Genomic DNA, 22,771 nt, shown 5'->3' on the forward strand with positions numbered 1-22,771 from the left:
GAGGGCGGCCGGACATGACCCCGGTGGCCCTGGCTCCCCGGTTCTTCATCGCCGTCGCGGTGATCCTGCTCTTCTGCCGACTGATGGCGTGGCTGCTCGGCAAGGTCGGCCAGCCGGCGGTGGTGAGCGAGATGCTGGCCGGTGTGCTGCTCGGGCCGTCGCTGCTCGGCCTGCTGGCACCGGGCGTGCAGGACGCGCTCTTCCCGGAGCAGCTCTATCCGGTGCTCTACGTCGTCGGCCAGGTCGGCCTGGTCATCTTCATGTTCCAGGCCGGGTACGCCTTCACCGCGCACCCGACGACCGGACTGGCCGGCACCGCCGGCGCGGTGTCGCTGGCCGGGGTGCTCGCCCCGCTCGGCCTCGGCGTGCTGCTGGTGCTCGCCACCGCGGGACACGCACCGGTGATCGCCGACGGCGCCTCGGTCGGGGTCTCCGCCGCCTTCGTCGGGGTCGCCCTGGCGATCACCGCCTTCCCGATGCTGGCCCGGATCATCACCGAGCGCGGTCACGCCGGGACCCGGCACGGCTCACTCGCCCTGGCCAGCGGTGCACTCGACGACGTGGTGGCCTGGATGCTGCTCGCGGTCGTCCTGGCCACCGCCTCCGGGCGGGTGGGGCCGGCGCTGACCACGGTCGGGGGTGCGGCGCTGTTCGGGCTGCTGCTCTGGACGGTGGGTCGGCGGGTCACCGCCGCGCTGGTCGGCAGCGACCGGCTCGGCGACCAGTCCCGGCTGCTCGGCCTGGTCGCACTCCTCTTCGCGGTCGCCTGGTACACCGACGAGATCGGCCTGTACGCGGTCTTCGGCGCCTTCGCGGTCGGCGCGGTGATGCCGCACCACGAGCGCACCGACCGGCTGGTCAACACGGTCACCCCGGTCTGCCAGATCGTCTTCCTGCCGCTCTTCTTCACCTACTCCGGCCTGCACACCGAGTTCGGGCTGCTGGGCCAACCGTCGGTGCTGCTCTTCGCGCTCGGCTGCGTCACGGTGGCGATCGTGGGCAAGTTCGGCGCCTGCTGGGGCGCGGCCCGGTTGCGCCGGGAGCCGAACGGGGTGGCGCTGCGGATCGGCGCGCTGATGAACGCCCGCGGGCTGATGCAGCTGATCGCGATAAACGTCGGGATGGCCGCCGGCATCGTCAACTCGACGCTGTTCACCGCGCTGGTGCTGGTCGCGCTCGTCACGACGCTGATGACGACGCCGCTGCTGACCTGGATCGAGCGGCGGGAGGAGCGGGCCGCTGCCCAGGCCGACACGCAGGAAAGCGCCATAGCGGTTCAACCGGCGGGAGGCAAAGCATAGAGACATCTATCACAGTCTATGTTTTCGCCGGGTGTGGGATTCTCGACATGTGCTTACGGCTAGCAAGACGCCACCCCGCGTACACCGCCTGCTCCTGGTCGAGGACGACGCCGACCTGGCGGAGATGCTGACCGAGGTGCTGACCGACGAAGGCTACCTCGTCGACGTGGCTCCGGACGGTCAACGCGGCCTGCACCTCGGGCTCACCCGGCCGTACGACGTCATGGTGATCGACCGGTTGCTGCCGGCGCTCGACGGGCTCAACCTGCTGTCCCGGTTACGGTCCCGTGCCGTCCCGGCCCGCGCGCTGATGCTCACCGCCCTCGGCACGGTCGACGACCGGGTGGCCGGCCTCGACGCGGGCGCCGACGACTACCTGATCAAACCGTTCGAGCTGGACGAGCTGAGTGCCCGGATCCGGGCACTGTGCCGGCGCGCCTCGGACCGTGCCGAGACGCTTCCGCTCGGCGCCGGCCGGCTCGACCTGGGCGCCCGGGACGTGCTGCTGCCGGACGGCTCCCGGGTGGCGCTCTCCGCCCGGGAGTTCGACCTGCTCCACCTCCTCGCCGTACGCCCCAGGGCGGTGCACTCCCGCGCGGAGTTGCGCCGCCGGATCTTCGGCGAGGCAGCCGCCTCGTCCATAGTGGACACCTACGTCTACTACCTGCGGCGAAAGCTCGGCCGCGCCGCGGTGCGTACCGTGCACGGCCTCGGCTACCGGCTGGGCGAGCTGTGAAGGCCCGGGGTCCGCTGGACGGACCGGCCGGGATCTCCTGGATGGCCACCGAACGCATGGTGGTGGCCCGGGCCCGGCGCCGGGTCGGCATACTCGTCGGACTCGCCGTGACCGTCCTGATCACACTGATCGGCGGGGTCGCCTACGCCTCGCTGATCCAGGGCCAGGAAAGGCAGATCCACCGCGAACTCGCCTACACCGCCACCCGCAGCGACCCGTCCGGGCCGCCCGGGTGCACCTGGCTCTTCCTGCTGCACGACGGCGAGCTGCGCACCGGCGACATCCCCGCGCCTCCCGGGTTCCCGCTCCAGCAGCCGCTGGCCAGGGTGGTCGAGACCAGGACCGCCGAGGTGACCACCCTGGAACGCAACGGCACCGTCTACTACGTGCTGACCCAGCCGCGCGGCGACGACGTCGTGCAGGCCATCTTCGACGCCCGCTACCAGCTCGCCGACCGCCGGCACCTGCTCGTCGCGCTCGCCATCGCGGAGGCGATCGGGCTGCTCGCCGCCATCGCCAGCGGCCTGACGGTGGGACGCCTCACCGTCGCACCGCTGGCCGAGGCGCTCGCCCGGCAGCGCCGGTTCGTCGCCGACGTCAGCCACGAACTCCGTACCCCGATCGCCCAGGTGCACACCCGGGCCCAACTGCTCGCCCGCCGGGCCGGCAACGCCGGAGTACCGGCCGACTACCGCGCCGAACTCGAACGGCTGATCGGCACCACCCGCTGGCTCGGCGAGGTCGTCGACGACCTGCTGCTCTCCGCCCGGTTGGCGGCGATGCCGGACATCCGGCCCGGCACCGGCACCGTGGACATGGCCGCGCTGGCCGAGCACGCGGTGGTCGCCGAGACCGACCGGGCCACCGAGCAGGGTGTGACGCTCACGCTGAGCCGTCCGGACGTGCCGCTGCCGGTGCTCGGGGTGGCGTCCGCGCTGAGGCGGGTGATCGGCGAACTGCTGACGAACGCCCTGACCCACACTCCGGCAGGTGGACTGATCGAGGTGACGGTACGCCGCCCGGCCGGCGGCGGCGTGGTCGAGCTGACCGTCACCGACACCGGTACCGGATTCGACCCCGCCGAGCGGATCTTCGACCGGTTCCGCAGCGGCGTCGAGACCGAGCGTCGGCGTACCGGCCTCGGACTGTCGCTGCTGCGCGAGGTCGTCACCGGGCACGGCGGCACGATCCAGGCCGAGGGCCAGCCCGGCCGGGGTGCCAGCTTCGTGGTCCGGCTGCCGGCCAGGGCCGACACCGCGCTCACCGGGACCCGGCCCGCCGGCTGATCCCGGCCCCCGGCCCCGGCCCTTCGGCTGATCCCGGTCCGCGGTGGCGGCGCGGCCCGCACAGCTGCTCGCGTACGCCCGCCTCGTGGGCGCCGCCCCGCGGCTGGGCGACGAGGCGGAGGGAGGTTCGCTGGCCAGCGGTCCGGAAGCTCGATCCGCACCGATGCGGGGCTGGCCCCGCCCGCCCCCCGGCGATCGACCCCGGCGGGAAGTCGGCCACTGTGGACGGCCGGGACCACCGATCAGCCGAGACCGGATCGCCCGACCGGCGTCGGCGCGACCGAGGTACGGCGGCCCGGTGTCCGTCGGCATGACCGGCCGGGCCCGATCGGCCGCCCAGTCCCGGACCGCTCAGCCCCAAGCCATGATCGGAGATCCGAGGGCGGCACCGGCATCCGCTGCCATTCTGGACGGGTGGCACCACCCTCGTACTCCTTCCGCCGGCTCGCCGGCCGCCGGGAGAGCCGGCCGACACCGAACCCGGACCGGGCCGCCCGATGACCGGTCACGCCGAGCCCGAGCTGGTCGACCTGGCGATCGGCTCACAGCAGGCCCTCGAACAACTGGCCCTCCAGCTGCGCGGCGACGTGGCCGTGAACGAGCCGGCGATCCTGCTCGCCATCCTGCAACGGATCGGGTCCGGGCTCCAGGAGTGTCTGACCGAGCTGGCCGGCGCCGCCGCGACCGCCGGGCAGACCGGTCCGGCCGACGCGCTACGCAAGGCGGTCGCGCATCAGAACCGGGCGCTGACCTCGCTCAACGGCGCGGTGGGCACGATCCAGCCGCAGGCGAGAGCGCGGATCTGAAGCGCAGCACCGGCGTCGCCGCCCGCACCTCCTGCCGCCCGCCCTCGACAGCACCTCCGGGCTGGCGGCGCGGGCGCGGTGGACCATCGCAGGCGTACCGGACGGTCGCCGGGTGGCCGCTCCGGCAGAATGGCGGGCGTTGCCCGCGTGGAGAGGCGGACGCGGTGCCCGCTGCTGCGAGGTGTGCCGGTGCTTGATCCGACAGCGGTCCGTGACCTGCTCGCCGGCGGGTCCCTGCCGCCCGCGCCACGGCTCGAGCTGCCGGGCCGCCGGACGTTCGAGCTGGCGCGGCGACGTCGACTCGTGGCCGTGGTGAACCTGTCCGCGGATTCCCCGTACCCGGAGAGTGTCGCGGAGTCGCCGTCGGCGGCGCGCCGGCTGGCCGTGACGGCCCGGGACGCGGGAGCGGACTTCGTGGAGTTCGGCCTGGAGTCCACGGCGCCCGGCGCGCGGACCCGGGACGCCGGGGCGCAGCTCGACCTGCTGCTACCGGCGCTGGAGCAGTGCCTCGACCTCGGTGTCGAGATCATGGTGGAGACTCGGCACCCGGCGGTGGTCGAGACGGCGATGCGGCTCGGCGTGCGGATGGTCAACCTGGTCGGTTACGCGCACCGCGAACTCGCCTTCGACACCGTCGCCCGGTACGACGGCGCGGTCGTGCTGCCGTACCTGCCGGGCGGGACGCCTGCCCTCGGGAAGTACACGCTGCGGGCCGGGGACACCGCCGTGCCGGACCGACTGGATTTCCTGCGCTCGCGCCTGGGCGAGGCGGAAGCCGCCGGAGTCACCCGCTGCGTCGTCGATCCCGCGATCGGCTTCGCCTTCGAGCTGGACGACGGCACCGGCCGTGCCTCCTACCAGATGTCGCAGTACCTCCAACTGCACCGGCTCGGCGCGCTCGGCGTGCCCGTGCTGGCCACCCTGGTGCACGCTCCGGGCGTCTTCGCCGGGGCGTACCGCCGGCTGGCCGAGCCGATCATGGCGGTGCTGGCGATGATCGGGGGCGGTCAGCTGCTGCGGACGCACGAGGTGGGCGCCGTGGAGACCGTCCGGCGCCTGCTGGACAGCTTCGAACCCTAGGCACCGCGCGCCGGAGGCACCGTCGCCACCCTGACGGCGCGGGTCGGAGGCACCGTCGCCACCCTGACGGCGCTCACTGGCCGGTCGGCAGCCGCAGGAACGTGCGGCTGTCGTCCGGCAGGGGTACCCCGTGGTAGGTGAGGATCTCCGCCACCTGGTCCGGAAGACTTGCCACCTCGACGGTGGTGCAGACCCGGAACCCGAGGTCGGTGTGCGCGGTCTCCAGGCCGTACTGGAGTTCCGACGCCCGGACGTACGGCACCACGTTCGCCGCCTCGTCCAGATAGCCGCCGCCGCGCAGCTCCACCGTCCGGGCGAGTCCCCGGTCCGCCAGCTCGTCGTCGAAGTCGCCGATCGCCACCAGCGTGCTGCGGTGCCCGCGCAGGGGTGCGCCGAGGCACCATTCCCACACGTTGCCGAACATGTCGGACACGCCCAACGAGTTCGTCCGCGATCCGTCCCGCTCCGCCGCCGCCGGCATCGCCGCGTCCTGGTGGATCTCCGGTTGCAGCCGTACCGGCATCCGCCTGGTCCGCCCGGAGGCCGAGCGCGGCGAGAGCGCCTCGAAGTCGCCGTACGCGGCGAAGCTCCACTGCGCGGGTGTCGGCAGCGTTATCGCGTACGCGGGGTCGACGGACCGGCTGAGCACCACCCCGTCCGACGGTCGTTGCCGGGGGTCCCAGCCGCCGAACCGCCGGCTGAGCCAGCCGCAGTAGCGCTCCGCCGCCCGGTAGTCCACGCAGACGACGGGGAGGTCGGCGGCCCGGTACCGCCGGTCGTCCCACGGCCGGAACGGCTCGTGCCAGCTCATCCTCGCCGGGTCGTAGCTGTAGCCGGCCGGTTCCACGGCGTCCTGGCCACCGGCGTCGGCGGCGGTGACGAACTCGCGGTACTGGTCATTCGTCACCGGGTGCCTCGAAATCGCCACCGCCCCGGCGTCGGCGAAGCCGTAGAGGACCGGCAGCAGCACCATCTCCACCGAGCCGAGCCGGAAGGTCCACGGTTCCCAGACCGGTGCGGTGGTGAGGATGACCGGGCCGCGTTCCTTGCCCAACACCAGCGGGATGGGCACCGTCTCGCCCAGGGAGTACGCGTTGTGCCGTTCCGCCTGCCGTCGGATCCACTCGACCGCGTCCCCCAGTGACGTCTGGCCGTCCTGGTCGGAGTCCGCGCCGCGTTCGAGCGCCTGGCACAGTTTGACCGTCAGGAAGCCACCGGACAGGCTCTCCACCTCGCGGGCCCGCTCCAGGCGGTCGCTCGCCAGCAGCATCAGGAAGCTACCCGCCTGTGCCGCGACCTCGTTCAACGACGTCGCCGGCGCGGCCCGGAAGCCGGGACCCAGCACGGCCCCGGCGTGGCAGCAGTCCAGGACGAGCAGCTTGTTCGTCGCGCGGGACCGGTCCATGGCGGCGAAGACGTCCCGGGCCGGCAGCGCGGTCCGGAGCAGACGCTCGGGGTGCGAGTCGTGCCAGAGCAGGAAGAGTTCGCCCCCGTCGATCAGCGCATGACCCGCGAAGGTCACCACGAGGGTGTCACCGGGGCGGCACTGCTCGGCGACGGCGAAGATCCCGTCGCGCAGCTCGGCCACCGAACTGGTCGCGCTGGTGCCCGAGACGTCGAATCCGCAGATGCGGCTGCCCAGGATCCTGGTCAGCCTGGCCTGGTCGGTCAGGGCGTAGCGCAACTGGTTCGGCCCGGCCGGTCCGTTGGACGCCGCCGTGAACGCGACCCGCCTACCCACCGGTCTCCTCCGACAGGCGTCGGACCTCCCCCGCCACCTGGTGGGCGCCCTCCGCCGACTGGTCCGGGGCCTCCGCCGACTGCCCGCCCGGGTCCGTCGGCTGATCGGAGGACTCCGCCACCGTGTCGGCTTCGTCGCGCCCGTCGCGGGCGGAGGTACCGAGTTCGAAGCGGACGCCGAGCGGGCCTTCCAGGGTCAGGTTCAGCCGCTCGGTCCGGGACCGGTCCCGGCCGCCGTCGTCGAGCAGGCGCCGGACCTCGACCCAGTGCAACACCGGCGTGCCGTCGGCCGCCCGGACCACCTCACCGGAGCTGGACTCGACGGGTACCAGCCTGAGTTCGGTCGCCACGACCGGACGGTTGGTGAGCCGGTCCAGGACGGTACGCACCAGCGGCGTCACCGTGGCGACCACGGCCGCGCTGGCCAGCAGCGTCAGTACGAGATCACGCTCGGCACCCGCGCCCGGTGCCGTACCGCCGTGGCCGAACTCGACCTCGAAGTCGACCTGGTGCGCTCGCAGGATGTCGACGACGCCGGTCGAGTTACCGACGAGAAGGCCCTCGAGTTCTCTCGATACGAATACGGTCAAGCGCTGCGTCGTCATGCCGATGCTCCGCGTCCGCCCACTGTGGCCTGCCGCGCCGACGTCGACGCCGGGCACCCGTCCCGTGCCGCCGTACGGCCTCTCGGACACTAGTCGCCGCGGACCCGGCGGTGCCATCGGGTCGGTGGCTGCCGCCGGCCCGCCGAAGGGTGACCGGTCGGCACCAGCCGTGCCGTGGCGGAGGCAGGCTCAGCGGACCAGCCGGAAGAACGCGCGCAGTTCCCGGACGAAGGTGTCGGGCTGTTCGAGGGCGGGGAAGTGCCCGCCCCGGTCGAGTTCGTTCCAGTACCGGATGTCGGTGTAGCGCCGGGCCGCCCACCGGCGCGACGGGCGGGGTACGTCCCCCGGAAAGACCGAGCAGCCCGTGGGCACCGACACGCTGTCCGTGGTGGTCGAGCGGAACCACTCGGCGACCTGCCCGAAGCTCTCCCAGTAGAGGCGGGCGGCGGAGGCGCCGGTGGCGGGCAGCCAGTAGAGCATGACCGTGTCGAGCAGTTCGTCCCTGCTGACCACGGTCTCCAGGTGCCCGTCGTGGTCGGTCCAGGACCAGAACTTCTCGGCGATCCAGCCGCAGAGCGCGGCGGGCGAGTCGACCAGGGCGTACCCGATGGTCTGCGGTTTGCTGGACTGCTCGGCGGAGTAGCCGGACTCCCGGTCCTGCGCCTCGCGCAGCGCCGCGAGGCTGGCCCGCTCCGCGTCGGTGAGACTGTCGAAGGTGGCCGGGTCGGGGGCGGCGATCGGGGGTACCGGATGGATTCCGGCAACGTGTCCGGGATCCCGCTGGCCGATGGCGGTGGTGACGCTGTTGCCCCAGTCGGTGCCGTGCGCGCCGTACCGCTGGTAGCCGAGCCGGGCCATCAGTTCGGCCCAGGCGTCGGCAATTCGCCGCACGCCCCACCCGGGGCCGGTCGGCTTGTCGCTGAACCCGTACCCGGGAAGGGTCGGCAGGACCAGGTGGAAGGCGTCCGCCGGGTCGCCGCCGTACCGGACCGGGTCGGTGAGCGGGCCGACCACCTTGAGGTACTCGGCCAGCGAGCCCTTCAGCCGTTCGTCAGGACCAGCGGCATCGCCTCGGGCTGCGGCGAGCGCACGTGCGCGAAGTGGACACCGAGCCCGTCGACCACGGTCCGGTACTGCGGCAGGGCGTTCAGCCGCGCCTCGGTGGCCCGCCAGTCGTACGCCTCGGCCCAGTACCGGCACAGCTCGCGCAGGTAGCGCAGCGGAACCCCCTGGGACCAGTCCGGCACGGTCTCGGGTTCCGGCCAGCGGGTCGCGGCCAGCCGCCGGCGCAGCTCCACCAACTGCTCCTCCGGAACCTCGATCCGGTACGGGGTGATCTCTTCGGTCATGATTCCGCCTCTCTGCCGGCCGACCGGTCGGCGAGGGCCGTCTCGCCGGCGGCATGGTCGAGACCGATGATCGCAGCACCGCGCAGCGGCCCGTCCTCGCCGTGGCTGGCGTCGACGACCGGTGGCGGTGCGGTGCGGTGCGCGGCCATCGGCCCGTCGAGGTACGCGTGTCCGTCGTGGTGCTGTCGGGTGCCGTTGTCGCCGGTTCAGGCCATCGCGCTGGTCAGCCAGTCCCGCCAGGTCCGCTCGGCCTGGTCCGGGTCGACGTCGGCGAAGACGTGGTGGCCGGTCAGGACGACGCCGCCCCCGCCGACGAACCGCAGCAGCGCGTCGTCGGTGCGTACGCCGAGGAAGGTCGGGGCCAGCACCGTGTCGACGACGCCGTCGACCTGCCGGCCGTCGACGGTGAAGCGCACCGGCTCGCCCTCGTCGACGTCCTTGGACAGGCCGGTCGCGGCGGTGAGCTTCGCCCAGACCGTCTCCTGGTCCGGCTGTTGCGGACCGAGCGCCGTGACCGGCACGGCGGTGCGGCCGGGAAAGTGCTCCAGGTATTGAGCCAGGCTCCGCAGGTAGAGCAGGTTGCCGTTCTTCAGCGCCTCGTACTCGGACTCCCAGTCGCCGGTCAGGATGCCGCTGTGCACCATGCGCAGCGTGCTCGAGCCGCCGTCGCGACCCTCGACGAGGAATTCGAACGCCATGAACCCGCCGTCCTCGCCGGGGGTGCCACGGTAGGCGAAGCGCCGGCCCGGCTCCCAGGCGGTGAGCCATTCCGCGTAACGGTGGGTTGCGCTGCGTAGTCGGTCGTTGGTGGGTGCGGTGACACGCCGGATTGGTTGTGGTGCAACGAGAAGACGCAGAACCCCGGTATGAAGGTGGTCCTCTCACAGATCAACTTCATAGGGGTCCTGCGTCGACGATGAGTGTCACATACACCGCCGAGTTGCCGGTACGCGAGGCGACGGTGGAGTTTCTGGTCGGCCTGCTGGCCGATGAACGTGTGCGGCGGGGCACCCGCGCCCACACTCGCGCTTGTCCTGCCGTGACCAGGCGGTGCTGGTCTTGCGCTGGTTTCTGGACGGCACCCGGATGACCCAGTTGGTCCGGGACAACCAGATCGGCAAGTCGACCGGCTATGACTATCTACACGAAGGTATCGACGTGCTGGCGGCCCGATCACCCGGGCTGCACGGAGCGCTGCTGGCTGCGAAAACCGCCGGGTACAGCCACGTCAACATCGACGGGATGCTGGTCGATACCGACCGGGTGTCCACCCCTGGCCCAACCTCGGGCGTGGACTTGTGGTGGTCGGGCAAGCACAACCAGCACGGCGGCAACATCCAGGTGATCACCGTGCCGGACGGCTGGCCGATCTGGACCTCCGGCGTGCGGCCCGGGCGCGAGCACGACACCACCGCGCTGCGTGCCCACCCCGAAATCATGCCCAGCCTCGTTCAGGCCAGCGATGACCTGCGCGCGCTGGGCGATCTGGGCTACGAGGGCGAGTCCGACACGATCACTGTGGCGTTCAAGAAACCCAAAGGTGGTCGCCTCACCACGTTGCAGCAGCAGCTGAACAAGGCCCATAACAGCGTCCGGGCGATCGGCGAACGCGGCAACTCGCTGCTGAAGACGACGTTCAGAGCGCTCCGCAACGTCAGCCTGGACCCCTGGCGGATCGGGAAGATCGTCGCCGCAGCACTCGTCATCCTCCACATCGACCACGCCGCACCACGTGACAACGCTCAGTGGCCGACACTCTGCGGGGAACGGATCAGTGATCATACTCACGGCTGCTCGCGAGAATCCGCAACGAGCCATCGACGCAAGCCCGCCTGCAACCCCTATGGAAGCATGCGGCCGTGACAGCGGCCGACAGGAGTGATATGGCACCGAGAAGAAGACCGAAGCGGGGTCCATCTCGCCGCCCAGTCTGGGACTGGGACGTCGGTCCGTATGTGAGGAAGACGGTCGGGCTTGGCGCAAATGGCCTGTTGTACACGGGTTACCACGATAATCCCTCCGACCCCGCCCACGACGGCGGGTACACGATCGGCTTTCAGACGGTCGACGAATTCCTAGATCGCGGTCCGCTCGACGAGCAGCTACCCGCGGCAGATGCCGAGGAGATCCGCGCATATCTCGTCGAACTCGCGCGACCGACGGCTGCGATCGAACTGGTGGCCGTCGCTGACGAGGGGCGATTTCTCGAGCGCGTGTCCGCTCACCTCGACGGCGTCTGTATCACCGCCGGGCGACAGCTCACACCCGGCGACGAGGGCGTCGTCTTCTTCGCTGGCGCCATCGGGCTGGGCGATCACGTGCTCGGCGCCGCGTTTAGGTTCGTCACCCACGGGGCCGCGCTTGACATCGCCCAGTCGAAAGACGAGACGTTCACCGTCGCGGCGGGTGAGCGCCTACGGATCGTATTCACGACCACAGAAAAAACCGCTACAGCAGTCATGACACGGTCGACGGCCATGTAGCAGGCGTGCACTGCCGGCAGCCCTTGAATCCTGGACCTCGGCCCTCCCACACGCCTCCCACACCGCATGACAGCATACGGTAGTCAACCGATTGCGCGGAATGGCTCGGTGATGGTGGCGCCCTCGGTGTTGCCGAACATCGTCATGCTGGCCGTGCCGCCCTCGCGCGGCTCGACCTCGTTGCGTCCCATGAACCAGGAGTCGATGCCCGGCCCGGTGGCGATGGCCGCCCAGACCTGCTCCGGGGTGGCCGGGACGGTGATGTCGTGGATCAGCTCGAACTCGTGCGCGGTCATCTCGGGGCTCCTCGGTCTGGTTTCGGTGCGGGAGGCACGTCGACACGCCACGAACCGAACACCCAGTCTATCAAGACAGGATTCGTTGTCGGTGCGCCACACCCGCGGTCACCGCTCAGTACGCCGGAAAAGTAGGGAATCCGCAGGTGGGGAGGATTCACCCGTACAGGCACGAACCGCCGAGACGCTCGGAATGCCTCCGCCGTGCCGCCATCGAGCACCGTCGCAATCCAGATGCTCTATGCTTTCCGGCTGGATCAGCAGACAGGGACTGCGCTCGACCGCCGGGTCCACCGGTTGGCCCAGCCGGTCAGACTGGAGCGACATGGGCTGCCCACACGCCGAACGATGCCCTCTGTTCCCGCTACTCCGAGCGTCTCTGCGCAGCTGGCGGGAGTACTACTGCGACACCGGGGACGGCTGGCGGGACTGTGCCCGGTACACGTTGTCGCTGACCGGCGCCGTCGTGCCGATCACGCTGCTGCCCAACGGCGCCCACGCGCAGCACCTGAAGGGCTCGACCGCCGAGGTCGATCCGGCCGGACCGGACCCGTCGACGCCGCCACGGTGGCCGGGGCCGGATCCCCGCCGGGCCGCACCCCCGCCGTCGGGCTACTTCGAGCAGGCCGCGCCGCCGACCGGACTGCCGAGACATCCACTGTTTCCGCAGGTCGCGCAAACCCCCGGGAGCACTCCGGCGGTACCGCCGCAACCGCGACGCCGCTGGTGGACCCGCCTCACCGATTGGATCTCAGGCCCCGCATGAGCAACTACTGGCCCTGGTGGGCAGGCGCACTCGGCCTGGCCTTCGTCACCATCAACTACACCGTCAGCACCGACCGGTCCTTCGGCGTCTCCTCCGCGTGGGAACGGGTGCTGCACTGGCGGGACGAGCGCCGTGCCGAACGGCTGGAGGCACAGTTCACCGACGATCGCGCCCTCACCGAGGCGCTCGCGGCGGCCACCGCCGAACACTTCGGAACCCGACCCGGTGCGCCGTCCCGGCCGTCGGTGGCGGACCCCGGTCCGCAGTCCGTCGGCCCGCACGCCGGGCCGCCGGCCGCCGTCCCGGCCGTCGAACCGGATTTGGGTACCCGGGCCGCGTCCGGCGCACCGCGTCCGGCGCACCTGGTCACCCAGGCCGCGCTGCTGCTCTCGATCTTCCTGGGCGGGCTGCTGGCGGCGGTCACGGCCGGCCGGTTCGACCTTCGGCTGGACATGGGGGACGGCTTCCGCGAGATCGTCACCGACAGTCCACCGCAGATGGTCGGCACGCTCTTCGTCGGCGGCATCCTGGTCGGTTTCGGCACCCGTCTGGCCGGTGGATGTTCCTCCGGTCACGGGCTCAACGGCTGTGGCCGGCTCCATCCGGACAGCCTCGTCGCGACGGCCGTCTTCTTCGGCGCCGCCGTCGCCGTGTCGTTCCTGCTCTGGAAGGTCGTGTGATGCGTACCCGGGGTGGACTCCTGCTCGCCAACGTCATCGCCGGGCTCGCCCTCGGCTTCACCGTCACCAACATCGGCTTCGGCGACTACGCCGAGCTGAACCGCATGTTCACCTTCCAGGACCTGCGGATGTTCTTCGCCTTCGCCGGCGGTGTCGGGCTGATCGTCGTGGTCTTCGCCCTGTTCCGGGTCCGTCGTTCGCCGGGCCGCATCCATCCGGGCGTGATACCCGGCGCGGTCCTGTTCGGCGGCGGCTGGGCGCTCTCCGGCGGCTGCCCGGCGATCCCGATCATCCAGGTGGCCAGCGGCTACCTTCCGGCGCTTGTCACGATCGTGGGCATCGTGGTCGGTACCCGACTCTGCCGCTGGGTGAACGCCAGGTACCTCCACCTCGACGTCGGGTCATGTGGCCGGTGAGACCCGCCCGCCAGCGCTGACCCACCACCCGCGTGGCCTCGGCCCGGCCCCACCGCCGGCTGGTTGCGGACCATCCGCGTCACCGGCCCCGGCCGGCCGGCGATCCGGACCGGGGCGACCGGTGGTCCCGGCGTGTCCCGGGCGGCGCCGGTGGCGCTACCCTGAACGGGCAGGTCAAGAGGAGGTCGCCGTATCCATGCCCGAGTCGGACGACCGCCCTCGTCACTCGAACCAGCCTGGATCAGGGCACCCTGGGGATCCGGACCGAGCCGAGCCGTCCAGGCGACCAGCACGGCAGCCACGAGCCGGCGGGTCCGGGGTCGGTCCTGGCGGAGGAAGTCGCTGCCGGTTCACCGCTCGTGGCGCCGCTGGGAGAGACCTCCTACAGCTTCATGTCGTCCGGCTCGACCGCCACGCCGAACCGGATCGTCCGGAGTATGCACGCCACCTCGGTGGACAGCCCGCGGATCGCCGACGCCGTCTACCAGGGACAGCACGGCGTGGTGCTGGCCGCCCCGTGCTTCCACCTGTACGGGTTCAGCCACCTCGTGGCCGCGTTGGGAAGAGGACTCCGGGTGTGGGCGGTCAGGCCCAGTGCCAGCCTGTCGGTACTCGCTGCCGCGGTCGATCGACCCGACGTCCAGGTGTTCACCGGCCTCCCCTTCCACCTGGACCTCATCCTCCGGTCGAGTAGCACAGGTGTCCTCTCCGGACTGTCCGCGTTCCTGTCGTCGGCAGGCAGGCTGAGCAGATCTGCGGTCGACCAGTCCCTGGCCGCCGCCCTGCCCCTGCACAACATCTACGGTTCCACCGAGACGGGGACCCTGGCCATCGGTGACGTACGAGCAGTGCCGGACCCCTTCGGCTACGTCGGCCAACCACTGCCCGGGGTCGAGATCCGGCTGGCCCGGAGCGCCGACCCCGACGAGGGTCTGCTACACGTCCGGACCGACGGACTGGCCGACGGGATCATCCGGAACGACGACTATTCCCGGACTGGCGGTGGACGGATGGTTCCCCAGCACAGACATCGGGCGGATGGGCCCGAAGGGTGTCTGGCTCGTCGGTCGGCAGGCCGAGTTCCTGAAGGTCGCGGGCACCCGGGTAAGTTGCGCACGCATCCGTGAGGTCCTGCTCCGGTGCCCGGGCGTGCACGATGCCGAGGTCTTCGGGGTGGAGGACAAGATCCGGGGCGAGGTGCCGGCGTGTCGTGTCGTGCTTGACCCGGGAGTGTCGGTCGGACGTCTGCACGAATGGTGCGCCGCCGAGCTGAGCCCGATCGAGGTTCCGCGAATCATCGAGCCGGTCGACCACATCCCGCGATCCGCGACTGGAAAGATCATGCGCTGGTTGTGAACGGGCAGCGCACCAGCGGGCGCCTCAAGCGGTCGCGGCGCGGCAACCAGTCGACCAGGCGCATCGACCAGCCGGTCGGCGCGTCGACCAGCCGGTCATCCGGCACCGGACGAGGTGGCGGCCAGGCCCGGTACCGCGTCGGCATGGATACCCGTCCAGCTCAGGCACCCGGCCCCGGCCAGCACGAAGATCGCCGGGAAGCTCTCGATCCCGAAAGCTTGCCGCATCGCGCTGTCCGGGTCGACGACGATCCGGGCCACCGGGTCGAGCCGGCGGAGGAACCGGGCCGACGCGGCCGGTCCCGTCACCACGGCGAGTACCCGCTCGGAACCGCCCGGCCAGCGCGCCGCCACCGCCCGGAAGCGGGCCCGCTCACGACGGCAGGATGGGCAGGTCGGGCTGAAGAAGCCGACAAGCGTGGCCGCCGGTACGACCGGCGTGACCGGCCGGCCGCGCGTGTCGTGGACGAGAAAGTCCCGCACGGTGTCACCGCGCGGCAGGGCACGCGCGGGAACCCCCTGCCGCTCCACCTCCGACAGCAGTTCGGACTGGTAGCGCAGCCGCCGCACGACCGCGACCAGCAGGGCCGTGTTGAACGCGCACCAGGCGCTGCTGAGCACGACGACGGCGACGAGCACGGACATCTGCGGCCTCACAGGCGAGCGGAGAACAGGGAGGTGATCTCGTCCAGCCGGGTGATCACCACGGCCAGCGCGACGGCGCCGACCGCACACACCAGGGCGGCGTCCCAGCCCAGCGGTGCGGCCCCGGTCCGGAGTCGGGTACTCGCGATGCCGCCGGCCACCACGGCCAGCAGCAGGACGTTGCGGGCAATCGCCGTACGCCGGGTGGCGGAGACCACCGAGCCGAAGCACCCGCACTCCAGCGCCCGCCCCGACTCCGGTGATCGCACCAGCGCCCAGGTGAAACCGACCAGCAGCACACCGGCCAGACCGACTCCGGCACTGCAGAACGGGCCGGCGGACGCGGTCAGCGCCACGGTGACCTCGCCGGCCACGACGAGCCGGGCCAGCGCCGCCGTCCGTTCCGCAGACAGTCCCGTCAACCGCCAGGTGGCGTCCCGGAACCCGGCGTAGGCCGCCCGGCTGCGCAGCTTGCCGACCACGGAGAGCGCGAACACCACGACGAGGGTGCCACGGCAGAGCAGCGAGACGTACCCGAGCACGGTGCTCATCCGGGTTCCGGTCGGTCGTCGACGGCGACGGTCAGCAGCGGGATATGGAAGTCCTCCGGATACGGCTCGTCCACCGGAATGCCGTCCACCGACACCCAGGCATGCGCGCCGAAGGGCGGATACCGGCGTACCCCGGCGTGCCAGACCGGCCAACTGCCCGCCAGCCGGCACAGCAGCACGGTGGCGATCGAGCGTGGCAGGCAACCCACCGGACCGCTACAGAAGGCGCTCGTCGTCACGGTGTCCCGGCGTGCGGCGGCGGCCTCCGCCCGACTCGCCGGCCGCGCGCCACGGCTGAGCCGACGCAGCACCAGACGGATGCGGTCGGGCTTCTGCACGGCCAGCAACCGGGCCACGACGACTGCCGCACGCACGGTCAGCCGCCGCCGCACGCCGAGGCGCCGGGGGTCGTGTCTGAGCACCTGTTCCGAGGTCACCCCGCGACCACCAGTCCGGCCGCCGCCAACTCGGCGATCAGCTCCGGCACCTCGGCGGCCATCACCGCCGGGTCGCCGTCGAACTCCGCCGCGAGCCGGGCCGCCGCCTGCTCGGGGTTCCCGCCGGCCAGCAGCGAGCCGAGCACCACCGCCCCGGTCGGATTGAGCGTCCAGTACTCGCCGGAGGCGGCGTCCAGCAGCACGCCGCCGTACTCCGTCGGTGTCCAGGACACCCGGTCGGGCAACTTCCAGGTCATCGTCGTTCCCTCAGCATCGGATGGCGGGGGCGGGTTCCACGGTCCGCAACCAGGTCTCGCAGGCCAGCGTCTGGTCGAGGTCGTACCAGGTGCGGTCGTCCGGAGCGCGAACGGCCGCGCGCAGCGCCGCGACGTCCACCAGGCCGTGCCCGGCGAGCCGCGAGTCGTCGGCGAGCGCGAGCAGGTCGTCGCGGTACCGGTGCGCGCCACGGGTCGCGGCGATCGAGGTGTCTGCCTTGGTGTCCCGGGCCAGCAGAGCCTCGGGCAGCACCGGCGCCATGGCGGCGCGGATCAGCGGCTTGTAGTGCCGGGGCGAGGTGACCTGGGCGGGATGTGCCGCCAGGCATGCCTCCAGGACCTGGTCGTCGAGGTACGGCAGGGCCGCGGTCACCCCGACCCGGCGTGTCGACTGGGCAAGGTGCCGGGCGTTCGCCGCACCCGCGTACACCCCGGCGAGCCGACCGTGCAGGCCACGGTCGGCGGAGAGCGGCAGCGCCGTACCCGCCCGCCCGCGCAGTGCCTCGACCAGCCGGGCCCGGGCATCGGCGGTCAGCCACGGGGCCGTCGCGACCGGCACCCCCCAGCCGAGCAGCGGACGCGCCCGGGTGCTTCCGGCCCCGTCGAGGTCACCGCCGAGCGACGCCATCCAGTCTCCGTACGAGCGCCGGTCCACGATCGCCCGCAGCGTTTCCCGGCGTCCCCACCGGTATGCCGAGCGGAGTAGCCGCAGTTGACGGACGGCCTGCCAGGGATGCGTCCGCAGCAGGGTCAGCTGCATCGCGGGGTCGGCGGTGAGCAGCTCGTCACCGCCGAACCCGGTGAGCCGGACACCGGCGCCGTGCTCGGCGGCCCGGCGGGACACCGCCAGGAAGCTCGCCCGGTACAGCACCGCGGCGGTCGGTTCGTCGAACCGGTCCTCCGGCCGGAGGATGCCCTCGTACGGCAGCGGGTTCGCCTCGCCGTCCACCACCTCGTGCCGCACGGAGCCGAGTTCGGCGGCGGCCCGGCGGGCCCACGGCAGGTCGTCGTCGAGTGGGTCCGGGCTCACACAGGTCAGTCCCACCACCCGGCTGCCGCCCCGGGCGGCCAGCGCGCACAGCGACGTCGAGTCCAGGCCGCTCAGGTCGCTCGCCACCACCTCGTCGGCTCCCGCCCGCACGGCCACGGCGTCGGAGAGCGCCCGGTGCAGTCGGTCGGCGGCGGTGGCCAGGTCGAGTACGGGTTCGGGGGCGCGCCACCTGGTCACGGTGCGCGGCGCGGCGGCCCGGTCCAGCAGCAGGCGCCGGTCCGGCGGTACGGCGTGCACCCCGCGCCAGACCGGCTGCCAGAAGATCGGCCAGGGGGCGTACGGGGCGAGCATCCGCAGCGCGAGCGCCTCGTCGTCGACCCGCCCGCCGGTGAACCCGGCCAGTACGTCGGCCCGGTCGGCGGCGAGGGTCTGCTCCCCCGCCGAGGCGAAGAAGACCCGGCGGTAGCCGGAGAGGCTGCCGTGCACCGCCGTACCCGCCGGGGTGGAGGCGAGCGCGTGGAAGCTGCCCGGCAGGCCGTGCAGGGCGGCACACAGTTGTCCGGCGTCTCGGGCGCCGGCACCGAGTCGTTCGAGGTCGCCCGCCCCGAGACGGTGCTCGCCCAGCGCGACGAGGCGGCGGTCGCCGAACTCGGCCACCGCCACCTCGTCGTCCGTCCACCGACCGAGCAGCCACGGCCGTCCGGAGGCGTGGGTGAGCGTCCGCAGTCCGGTTCCCGGCTGCCGGAGCGGTTCGGCGAGTGCGCGACCGCCGTCGGTGTCGGGGACGACCAGGAACCACGAGAGCCCGGATGCCACGTCCGGTACGGCCACCATCGGAACTACCCCTCTGTCTCGGTACGGTGGGCGCGCGCCGTCAGCTGCAGATCGAGCGCGGCTTCTGGGTGACGAACGACTCCCGGCAGCTCGTGAACAGGCTGCCGGCCGTCTCGCGGGCGAACGTGCCCTGCTTCGACAGGGTCGGGCGCTGGTACGCCGTCTTCTGCACCATCTCGGTGTCCTCCTTGGTTGGGTCGCGGGCTCCGACGTCCTGAGCCCGTCGTGCGTGCACTATCCGAGATCGATCTATATTGCTGCGATATCGGAGCTTTGCTGCGGGTGTCGGGCGTCGGGACTCTGCTTCGGCTGTCGGGTGCCGATCCCGGTGAGCAGCTGGGTCGCGGCCAGCCCGCGGTACAGGTCGCAGCCGTCCACCAGGTCGGCGTGCGTGCCGACGGCGCGGACCCGGCCCGCCTCCAGCACGACGATGCGGTCGGCCCTGGTCACGGTGGAGAGCCGGTGCGCCACCATCACCACCGTGGTGGTCCGCGCGACGTCGGCGACGATCTGGCCGAGCGCGCGTTCGTTCATGGCGTCGAGCTGCGAGGTCGGCTCGTCGAGCAGCAGCAGGCCCGGCCGGCGCAGCAGGGCACGGGCGATCGCGATGCGCTGCCGTTCGCCGCCGGAGAGCGACGCGCCGCGATGCCCGACCGCGGTGTGCAGGCCGTCCGGCAGCCGTCGCAGCAGCGGGACGAGGCGGGTCCGTTCGAGGACCTCCGCCAGCCAGGGCTCCGAGGTCCGCGCCGAGCCCATCGTCAGGTTGTCCAGCAGTGTTCCGGACAGCACCGGAGCCTCCTGCTCGACGTAGCCGATCCGGGCGCGCAGCTCGGCCAGGGGCCATTCCCGTACGTCGCGGCCGTCGATCTCGACCTGACCGGTGGTCGGCTCGTAGAAGCGCTCGACCAGCGCCAGCAGGGTCGTCTTCCCGGCGCCGGAGGGCCCTACGACGGCGGTGAGTCCGGTCGAGGACAGCCGCAGGTCGACCCGGTCCAGGATCGCCGGACCGTCGGGCCGATGTCGCAGCGAGACGTCCCGGAACCGCACCGTCACCGGCGCCCCGGCGCGGTCCCGGTCCGCCGGCCGGCTCAGGTCCTCGGCGGCGAGGTCGGCGATCCCGTCGATCCGGCGGACCGCGGCCAGCCCGGCCTGTAGCCCGGTGAAGCCGCCCACCAGCTGGGTCACCGGGCCGCCGAGGTAGAAGAGGTACAGCAGGAAGGCGACGAGCGCGGACACCGGCAGTTCGTCGGCGGCGACCCGGGCCCCGCCCACCCCGAGTACCACGAGGAAGGCGACCTGAACCGCGAGGCCGGTGGCGACGCCGGCCAGCGAGACCCACCGCGCGGCCTGCCGCCCCCGTCGCCACGCCTGCCTGGCCGCGGCGTGCACCGCGCGGGCCTGCTGCTCCTCGGCGCCGTTGGCCTTGACCGTCCGAAAGGCCCCCAGCGTACGTTCGAGGACCGCTCCCATCCCGCCGACCGCCTCCTGTGCCTGTTCCCCGGCGCGGCGGATCCGGGGCACCAGGGCCAGCGTCACGGCGGCGAGCAGCAGCAGCACGACCATTACCACCGCGAGCAGGACCGGGTCGAGCCGGGCCATCAGGACCACCGCGCCGGCGATCTGGAGGATCCCGGCGACCAGGTCGACGACGTTGCTGGTGGCCGCCGCGCGCAGTTGCGTGGTGTCGCCGGTCACCCGCGACATCAGGTCGCCGGGCTCGGCGCCGTCGACGACCGCGACCCGCAGGCGCAGCAGCCGGGTGACGAGCCGCCGGCGCGCGGTCAGCACGACGCTCTCGGCGGTCAGCTCCACCAGGTACATGCCCCAGACCCCGACGACCACGCTGAGCAGCAGCAGCGAGACCAGCGCCAGCATCGGCTCGCGGTACGGGGTGCCGCCGGTCAGCGCGTCGATCAGGCTCTTCACCACCATCGGCTGGGCGAGGTTGGCCAGTCCACCGAGGAACATCAGAGCCGCTCCGCCGAGCAGTCCGGGGGCGTGCGGGCGGACGTAGCTGAGCAGGGACGTCAGTGGCGTCCGGCCGGCGGCACAGGTGTTGGGAGGCATGCCGTCGTCCTCACCGGGATGTCGAAGTTGCCGGGATGAAGGGAGTTGCCGGGCGTCGGAACTGCCGGGCTGAAGGGAGTTGCCGGCCGGCTTCGGCGCCGGCCCACCGACACCTTCCGGCGCGGTCCGATACTCCGGCTATATCGGAGCTGTGCCTACGAGGGTTGCCAGCGTCCGGAATCGGGGCTAGATTCAACACTTGCATAGACAGACTTCTATGCAACCGGTCACGGGACTTCCGCTCCGTCGGATGCGGCACCCACCTTCCCCGCACCGGGCCGTCGCGGCGACCTCACGCCCACCGCCTTCGAAGGTCGTTGCCGCCCTAGCCAGTGGAGTAGAACCGTGAACAGGTCCCGGATCCTGATGGTGGCCGCGGCCACCGCGTTGACCACCGTGGCGGGAGTCCTGACCGCCCCGCCCCTGTCGGCCGCGACGCCCGACCTCACCGTCAACACCGCCTCGACCCACCAGACGATCGACGGCTTCGGGGCCGCGACCCCGATCTTCGGTGGGTCCGGCGACCCGTGGACGGACAGCGAGACCCAGACACTCGTCGGTACCGGCCCGGGGCAGCTCGGGCTGTCGATCATCCGGACCGTGGTGTCACCGGTGTCGAGCGAGTGGAACCTGTACGCGAGCAGCCTGCGAACCGCGAAGTCCTACGGCTCCGACGTCAAGATCCTGGCCTCGCCCTGGACCGCCCCGGCGAACTTCAAGACGAACAACAGCAGGATCAACGGCGGAAAACTCCGGACCGACTACTACGACGACTATGCCGAGCACCTCAACGGTTACGTGCAGTACATGAAGAGCCAGGGCGTCGCCATCGACGTGACCTCGGTGCAGAACGAACCGGACTGGCACCCCGACTACGACTCCATGGACTGGACCGGCACCGAGCTGCGGAACTGGGTCCGCGACCAGGGCGCGAAGGTCAGGGACACCAGACTGATGGTCGGCGAGTCCCTGCGGTTCAACCGCGGGTACTCCGACCCGACCCTCCAGGACGCCACGGCACGCAACAACATCGGCTACGTCGGCGGGCACCTCTACGACGCCGAGAACAGCGGAAACCTCTCCCCGTACCCGCTGGCGAACCAGTACGGCAAGCACCAGTGGATGACCGAGTGGAACCTGCACGCGGCCGACGGGAACGGCTCGAACATCTGGGGAAACCCCGGCAACGCGACCGTCTGGAACGAGAGCCTCGACGACATCATGCGGACCGTGCACAGGTCCATGGAGTCCGGCTGGAGCGCGTACGTCTGGTGGTACGGCCGCCGCTTCTACTCCTTCGTCGGCGACGGCGAGTCGCAGTACGGCACCACGAAGGGTCAGGTCCTCCGGCGCGGCCAGGCGTTCTCGCAGTACGCCAGGTACGTCCGCCCCGGCGACCGGCGGGTCGCCGTGACGAAGAGCTCGCGAACCTCCGGCCTGGAGGTCACTGCCTACCAGGGCAGGGGCAAGGTCACGCTGGTGATCCTCAACCGCTCGAACAGCGCGGTCAACAACGCCGTCGTCCAGACGCCGCAGAGCATCTCGAACGCCGAGTACACAGTCACCTCGCAGAGCCTGGGTGCGGCGGCTCAGCCGGTGAGCCTGGGCGACGGGCAGGCGACCGTCAACATCCCGGCGCGGAGCATCTCCACCGTCACCGTCAGCGAGGGTCCGGCCCCGACCACCCCACCGACCGGCCAGCCCTCGACGAACCCGACCACCCCGCCGTCGACCACGCCGCCCAGCACCCCGCCGGCCGGCGGCTGCACCGCGTCGACGACGACCGGAACGGTCTGGGGCGACCGCTACAACACCTCCGTGACGGTCAGCGGCGCCGCCAACTGGACCGTCGTCGTCGCCGTCAGCTCACCACAGTCGATCACCACCACCTGGAGCGGCACCGCCAGCCTCAGCAACAACAACACCGTACTGACGATGCGCTCCAACGGCAGCGGCAACACGTTCGGCTTCACCACCATGACGAACGGCAACTCCGGCGGCCGACCACAGGTCAGATCCTGCACCGCCGGCTGAGCGGCGGAGCAGGCGCCCGAGCAGGCGCCCGAGGCGGC

The 22,771-nt window shown here is 71.8% G+C and carries 26 protein-coding genes and 1 pseudogene; 13 read left to right on the forward strand and 14 right to left on the reverse strand.

Annotated elements, in window-relative coordinates; translation table 11 throughout:
- Positions 1 to 14: 14 nt before the first annotated feature.
- From O7626_RS18935 to O7626_RS18955, 5 genes are all read left to right on the forward strand, one after another.
- Entirely contained in the window at positions 15 to 1,301 is a 1,287-nt protein-coding gene (locus O7626_RS18935) for a cation:proton antiporter (RefSeq protein ID WP_278062491.1), read from the forward strand.
- A 49-nt stretch (positions 1,302 to 1,350) separates the two neighbouring features.
- On the forward strand, positions 1,351 to 2,037 hold the full coding sequence (locus O7626_RS18940; RefSeq protein WP_278062492.1) for a response regulator transcription factor: 687 nt from the start codon (positions 1,351 to 1,353) through the stop codon (positions 2,035 to 2,037).
- A gap of 41 nt (positions 2,038 to 2,078) precedes the next feature.
- A complete protein-coding gene (locus tag O7626_RS18945; RefSeq protein ID WP_278062493.1) occupies positions 2,079 to 3,323 on the forward strand; it encodes a HAMP domain-containing sensor histidine kinase in 1,245 nt (414 codons plus the stop codon).
- A gap of 497 nt (positions 3,324 to 3,820) precedes the next feature.
- A complete protein-coding gene (locus tag O7626_RS18950) occupies positions 3,821 to 4,129 on the forward strand; it encodes a hypothetical protein (protein ID WP_278062494.1) in 309 nt (102 codons plus the stop codon).
- Positions 4,130 to 4,318: 189 nt separating this feature from the next.
- The gene (locus tag O7626_RS18955; protein ID WP_278062495.1) at positions 4,319 to 5,209 is read left to right on the forward strand and encodes a dihydropteroate synthase; all 891 of its coding nucleotides are present in this window, start codon (positions 4,319 to 4,321) and stop codon (positions 5,207 to 5,209) included.
- A 73-nt stretch (positions 5,210 to 5,282) separates the two neighbouring features.
- On the opposite strand, the gene O7626_RS18960 is transcribed toward O7626_RS18955, so the two are convergent.
- The 6 genes from O7626_RS18960 to O7626_RS18985 form a co-directional block, all read right to left on the reverse strand.
- Positions 5,283 to 6,950 (reverse strand): SUMF1/EgtB/PvdO family nonheme iron enzyme, encoded by a 1,668-nt coding sequence (locus tag O7626_RS18960; RefSeq protein WP_278062496.1) that lies wholly within the window; start codon positions 6,948 to 6,950, stop codon positions 5,283 to 5,285.
- The gene (locus O7626_RS18965) at positions 6,943 to 7,554 is read right to left on the reverse strand and encodes a hypothetical protein (protein ID WP_278062497.1); all 612 of its coding nucleotides are present in this window, start codon (positions 7,552 to 7,554) and stop codon (positions 6,943 to 6,945) included. The genes O7626_RS18960 and O7626_RS18965 overlap by 8 nt, the downstream gene beginning before the upstream one ends.
- A 189-nt stretch (positions 7,555 to 7,743) precedes the next feature.
- The gene (locus tag O7626_RS18970; RefSeq protein WP_278062498.1) at positions 7,744 to 8,568 is read right to left on the reverse strand and encodes an alpha/beta hydrolase; all 825 of its coding nucleotides are present in this window, start codon (positions 8,566 to 8,568) and stop codon (positions 7,744 to 7,746) included.
- A 26-nt stretch (positions 8,569 to 8,594) separates the two neighbouring features.
- Entirely contained in the window at positions 8,595 to 8,903 is a 309-nt protein-coding gene (locus O7626_RS18975; RefSeq protein ID WP_278062499.1) for an epoxide hydrolase N-terminal domain-containing protein, read from the reverse strand.
- Positions 8,900 to 9,052, reverse strand: coding sequence for a hypothetical protein (locus O7626_RS18980; RefSeq protein ID WP_278062500.1), 153 nt, complete (start codon positions 9,050 to 9,052; stop codon positions 8,900 to 8,902). The genes O7626_RS18975 and O7626_RS18980 overlap by 4 nt, the downstream gene beginning before the upstream one ends.
- Positions 9,053 to 9,109: 57 nt before the next feature.
- A complete protein-coding gene (locus tag O7626_RS18985; RefSeq protein WP_278062501.1) occupies positions 9,110 to 9,601 on the reverse strand; it encodes a hypothetical protein in 492 nt (163 codons plus the stop codon).
- Positions 9,602 to 9,819: 218 nt separating this feature from the next.
- Between O7626_RS18985 and O7626_RS18990 the strand changes: the two are divergent.
- Both O7626_RS18990 and O7626_RS18995 read left to right on the forward strand, forming a co-directional pair.
- Positions 9,820 to 10,625, forward strand: a pseudogene (locus O7626_RS18990) (transposase family protein); the annotation flags it as partial.
- A gap of 233 nt (positions 10,626 to 10,858) precedes the next feature.
- Positions 10,859 to 11,386: a hypothetical protein gene (locus tag O7626_RS18995; RefSeq protein WP_278062502.1), complete on the forward strand. Its 528-nt coding sequence runs from the start codon at positions 10,859 to 10,861 to the stop codon at positions 11,384 to 11,386.
- 83 nt (positions 11,387 to 11,469) lie between these two features.
- Here the strand turns inward: O7626_RS18995 and O7626_RS19000 are convergent, their stop codons facing one another.
- Positions 11,470 to 11,682, reverse strand: coding sequence for a hypothetical protein (locus O7626_RS19000; RefSeq protein WP_278062503.1), 213 nt, complete (start codon positions 11,680 to 11,682; stop codon positions 11,470 to 11,472).
- Between the two features lie 325 nt (positions 11,683 to 12,007).
- Here O7626_RS19000 and O7626_RS19005 point away from each other — a divergent pair, with 325 nt between their 5' ends.
- The 5 genes from O7626_RS19005 to O7626_RS19025 all read left to right on the forward strand — a co-directional run bounded on the left by O7626_RS19005 (position 12,008) and on the right by O7626_RS19025 (position 14,900).
- Positions 12,008 to 12,448, forward strand: a complete 441-nt coding sequence (locus tag O7626_RS19005) for a hypothetical protein (RefSeq protein ID WP_278062504.1) — start codon at positions 12,008 to 12,010, stop codon at positions 12,446 to 12,448.
- The gene (locus O7626_RS19010; protein WP_278062505.1) at positions 12,445 to 13,128 is read left to right on the forward strand and encodes a YeeE/YedE thiosulfate transporter family protein; all 684 of its coding nucleotides are present in this window, start codon (positions 12,445 to 12,447) and stop codon (positions 13,126 to 13,128) included. Before O7626_RS19005 ends, O7626_RS19010 begins: the two co-directional genes overlap by 4 nt.
- The gene (locus O7626_RS19015; protein ID WP_278062506.1) at positions 13,128 to 13,544 is read left to right on the forward strand and encodes a YeeE/YedE thiosulfate transporter family protein; all 417 of its coding nucleotides are present in this window, start codon (positions 13,128 to 13,130) and stop codon (positions 13,542 to 13,544) included. The genes O7626_RS19010 and O7626_RS19015 overlap by 1 nt, the downstream gene beginning before the upstream one ends.
- 359 nt (positions 13,545 to 13,903) lie before the next feature.
- The gene (locus tag O7626_RS19020) at positions 13,904 to 14,671 is read left to right on the forward strand and encodes an AMP-binding protein (protein WP_278062507.1); all 768 of its coding nucleotides are present in this window, start codon (positions 13,904 to 13,906) and stop codon (positions 14,669 to 14,671) included.
- Positions 14,583 to 14,900 carry a hypothetical protein gene (locus tag O7626_RS19025; protein WP_278062508.1) on the forward strand — a complete coding sequence of 106 codons (318 nt, stop codon included), beginning with the start codon at positions 14,583 to 14,585 and terminating at the stop codon, positions 14,898 to 14,900. The genes O7626_RS19020 and O7626_RS19025 overlap by 89 nt, the downstream gene beginning before the upstream one ends.
- A gap of 95 nt (positions 14,901 to 14,995) precedes the next feature.
- On the opposite strand, the gene O7626_RS19030 is transcribed toward O7626_RS19025, so the two are convergent.
- The 7 genes from O7626_RS19030 to O7626_RS19060 form a co-directional block, all read right to left on the reverse strand.
- Positions 14,996 to 15,544 (reverse strand): hypothetical protein, encoded by a 549-nt coding sequence (locus tag O7626_RS19030; RefSeq protein ID WP_278062509.1) that lies wholly within the window; start codon positions 15,542 to 15,544, stop codon positions 14,996 to 14,998.
- A gap of 8 nt (positions 15,545 to 15,552) precedes the next feature.
- Entirely contained in the window at positions 15,553 to 16,095 is a 543-nt protein-coding gene (locus O7626_RS19035; RefSeq protein ID WP_278062510.1) for a MauE/DoxX family redox-associated membrane protein, read from the reverse strand.
- A complete protein-coding gene (locus O7626_RS19040; RefSeq protein WP_278062511.1) occupies positions 16,092 to 16,517 on the reverse strand; it encodes a lasso peptide biosynthesis B2 protein in 426 nt (141 codons plus the stop codon). The genes O7626_RS19035 and O7626_RS19040 overlap by 4 nt, the downstream gene beginning before the upstream one ends.
- 11 nt (positions 16,518 to 16,528) lie before the next feature.
- Positions 16,529 to 16,789, reverse strand: a complete 261-nt coding sequence (locus O7626_RS19045) for a lasso peptide biosynthesis PqqD family chaperone (RefSeq protein ID WP_278062512.1) — start codon at positions 16,787 to 16,789, stop codon at positions 16,529 to 16,531.
- 10 nt (positions 16,790 to 16,799) lie between these two features.
- Positions 16,800 to 18,632, reverse strand: a complete 1,833-nt coding sequence (locus O7626_RS19050; RefSeq protein WP_278062513.1) for an asparagine synthase-related protein — start codon at positions 18,630 to 18,632, stop codon at positions 16,800 to 16,802.
- A 40-nt stretch (positions 18,633 to 18,672) separates the two neighbouring features.
- The gene (locus tag O7626_RS19055) at positions 18,673 to 18,807 is read right to left on the reverse strand and encodes a keywimysin-related RiPP (RefSeq protein WP_278062514.1); all 135 of its coding nucleotides are present in this window, start codon (positions 18,805 to 18,807) and stop codon (positions 18,673 to 18,675) included.
- A gap of 74 nt (positions 18,808 to 18,881) precedes the next feature.
- Positions 18,882 to 20,699: an ABC transporter ATP-binding protein gene (locus tag O7626_RS19060; RefSeq protein WP_278062515.1), complete on the reverse strand. Its 1,818-nt coding sequence runs from the start codon at positions 20,697 to 20,699 to the stop codon at positions 18,882 to 18,884.
- Between the two features lie 345 nt (positions 20,700 to 21,044).
- Here O7626_RS19060 and O7626_RS19065 point away from each other — a divergent pair, with 345 nt between their 5' ends.
- Positions 21,045 to 22,733: a glycoside hydrolase family 30 beta sandwich domain-containing protein gene (locus O7626_RS19065; RefSeq protein WP_278062516.1), complete on the forward strand. Its 1,689-nt coding sequence runs from the start codon at positions 21,045 to 21,047 to the stop codon at positions 22,731 to 22,733.
- Positions 22,734 to 22,771: the final 38 nt, after the last annotated feature.

It is taken from the genome of Micromonospora sp. WMMD1102 (assembly GCF_029626265.1).
GTDB lineage: Bacteria > Actinomycetota > Actinomycetes > Mycobacteriales > Micromonosporaceae > Plantactinospora.